We start from the raw sequence: 2,500 nt of genomic DNA, 5'->3' as shown, positions 1-2,500 counted from the left end.
AGTGGCGAGCGAACCCGGACCAGGCCAGTGGCGATTGAGAGACAAGCGGAACCTTCTGGAAAGTAGGGCCATAGCGGGTGACAGCCCCGTACGCGTAATGCGATCAATCGTCCTCGAGTAAGGCGGGACACGTGAAATCCTGTCTGAAATTGGGAGGACCACCTTCCAAGCCTAAGTACTCGTGCATGACCGATAGCGAACTAGTACCGTGAGGGAAAGGTGAAAAGCACCCCGACAAGGGGAGTGAAAGAGTACCTGAAACCGATTGCCTACAAACAGTGGGAGCCCGCAAGGGTGACCACGTACCTTTTGTATAATGGGTCAGCGACTTAGTGTGACGAGCAAGCTTAAACCGGTAGGTGTAGGCGCAGCGAAAGCGAGTCTGAACAGGGCGTTCAGTTCGTCGCATTAGACCCGAAACCGAGTGATCTAGCCATGAGCAGGTTGAAGGTAAGGTAACACTTACTGGAGGACCGAACCCATAACTGTTGCAATAGTTCGGGATGACTTGTGGCTAGGGGTGAAAGGCCAATCAAACTCGGAAATAGCTGGTTCTCCGCGAAATCTATTTAGGTAGAGCGTCGACCGAATACCCCAGGGGGTAGAGCACTGGATGGGCTAGGGGTCCTCACCGGATTACCAAACCTAACCAAACTCCGAATACCTGGGAGTACTAGTCGGCAGACACACGGCGGGTGCTAACGTCCGTCGTGAAAAGGGAAACAACCCTGACCTACAGCTAAGGTCCCCAAGTTATGGCTAAGTGGGAAAGGATGTGAGGATCCCAAAACAACCAGGATGTTGGCTTAGAAGCAGCCATCATTTAAAGAAAGCGTAACAGCTCACTGGTCTAAATAAGGGTCTTTGCGCCGAAAATGTAACGGGGCTAAAGCCATACACCGAAGCTTAGGGTTCGTGAGCAATCACGAGCGGTAGCGGAGCGTTCTGTAAGCTGATGAAGCCGTACCCGTGAGGGGCGGTGGAGGTATCAGAAGTGCGAATGCTGACATGAGTAACGTAAGGGGAGTGAGAGACTCCCCCGCCGAAAGACCAAGGGTTCCTGCTTAAAGTTAATCTGAGCAGGGTTAGCCGGCCCCTAAGACGAGGCGGAAACGCGTAGTCGATGGGAACCACGTTAATATTCGTGGGCCTGGAGGTAGTGACGGATCACACAAGTTGTCCAATCTTATCGGATTGAAAGGGCAGCGGAGTGGTTCCAGGAAATAGCTCCTCCTTATAGACCGTACCCGAAACCGACACTGGTGGTCAGGTAGAGTATACCAAGGCGCTTGAGAGAACTATGCTGAAGGAACTCGGCAAATTGCACGCGTAACTTCGGAAGAAGCGTGACCCTTTTCTGCGCAAGCAGAGGAGGGTGGCACAGACCAGGGGGTAGCGACTGTTTATCAAAAACACAGGGCTCTGCGAAGCCGCAAGGCGACGTATAGGGTCTGACGCCTGCCCGGTGCTGGAAGGTTAAGAGGAGGGGTGCAAGCTCTGAATCGAAGCCCCAGTAAACGGCGGCCGTAACTATAACGGTCCTAAGGTAGCGAAATTCCTTGTCGGGTAAGTTCCGACCTGCACGAATGGCGTAACGACTTCCCCGCTGTCTCCAGCATAGACTCAGTGAAATTGAATTCCCCGTGAAGATGCGGGGTTCCTGCGGTTAGACGGAAAGACCCCGTGCACCTTTACTATAGCTTTACATTGGCATTCGTAGTGGCATGTGTAGGATAGGTGGTAGGCTTTGAAACCTGGGCGCCAGCTCAGGTGGAGCCACCCTTGAAATACCACCCTTATTACTATGGATGTCTAACCGCGGCCCGTTATCCGGGTCCGGGACAATGTATGGTGGGTAGTTTGACTGGGGCGGTCGCCTCCTAAAGAGTAACGGAGGCGCGCGATGGTGGGCTCAGAACGGTCGGAAATCGTTCGCTGAGTGCAATGGCATAAGCCTGCCTGACTGCGAGACTGACAAGTCGAGCAGAGACGAAAGTCGGTCATAGTGATCCGGTGGTCCCGCGTGGAAGGGCCATCGCTCAACGGATAAAAGGTACGCCGGGGATAACAGGCTGATGACCCCCAAGAGTCCATATCGACGGGGTTGTTTGGCACCTCGATGTCGACTCATCGCATCCTGGGGCTGGAGCAGGTCCCAAGGGTATGGCTGTTCGCCATTTAAAGCGGTACGTGAGTTGGGTTCAGAACGTCGTGAGACAGTTCGGTCCCTATCTGCCGTGGGTGTAGGAATATTGAAAGGATCTGTCCCTAGTACGAGAGGACCGGGATGGACGGATCTCTGGTGGACCTGTTGTGGCGCCAGCCGCATCGCAGGGTAGCTATATCCGGACGGGATAACCGCTGAAGGCATCTAAGCGGGAAACCCACCTTGAAACGAGTATTCCCTGAGAACCGTGGAAGACGACCACGTTGATAGGCCGGGTGTGGAAGAGCGGCAACGCTTGAAGCTTACCGGTACTAATAGTTCGATAGGCTTGAT

Annotated in this window: 1 rRNA gene (cut by a window edge); it reads left to right on the top strand. The window is 53.9% G+C overall.

The features are described 5' to 3' along the window. Positions 1 to 2,500: ribosomal RNA gene (locus FJW05_RS27280) — 23S ribosomal RNA — on the top strand; its annotated part reaches 321 nt to the left of the window's first position; the annotation flags it as partial.

The sequence above is a fragment of the Mesorhizobium sp. B2-9-1 genome (genome assembly GCF_006439455.1).
Lineage (GTDB): Bacteria > Pseudomonadota > Alphaproteobacteria > Rhizobiales > Rhizobiaceae > Mesorhizobium.
Note: the sequence above shows the minus strand (reverse complement) of the source record. Positions and strands in the feature narration are given on the sequence as shown.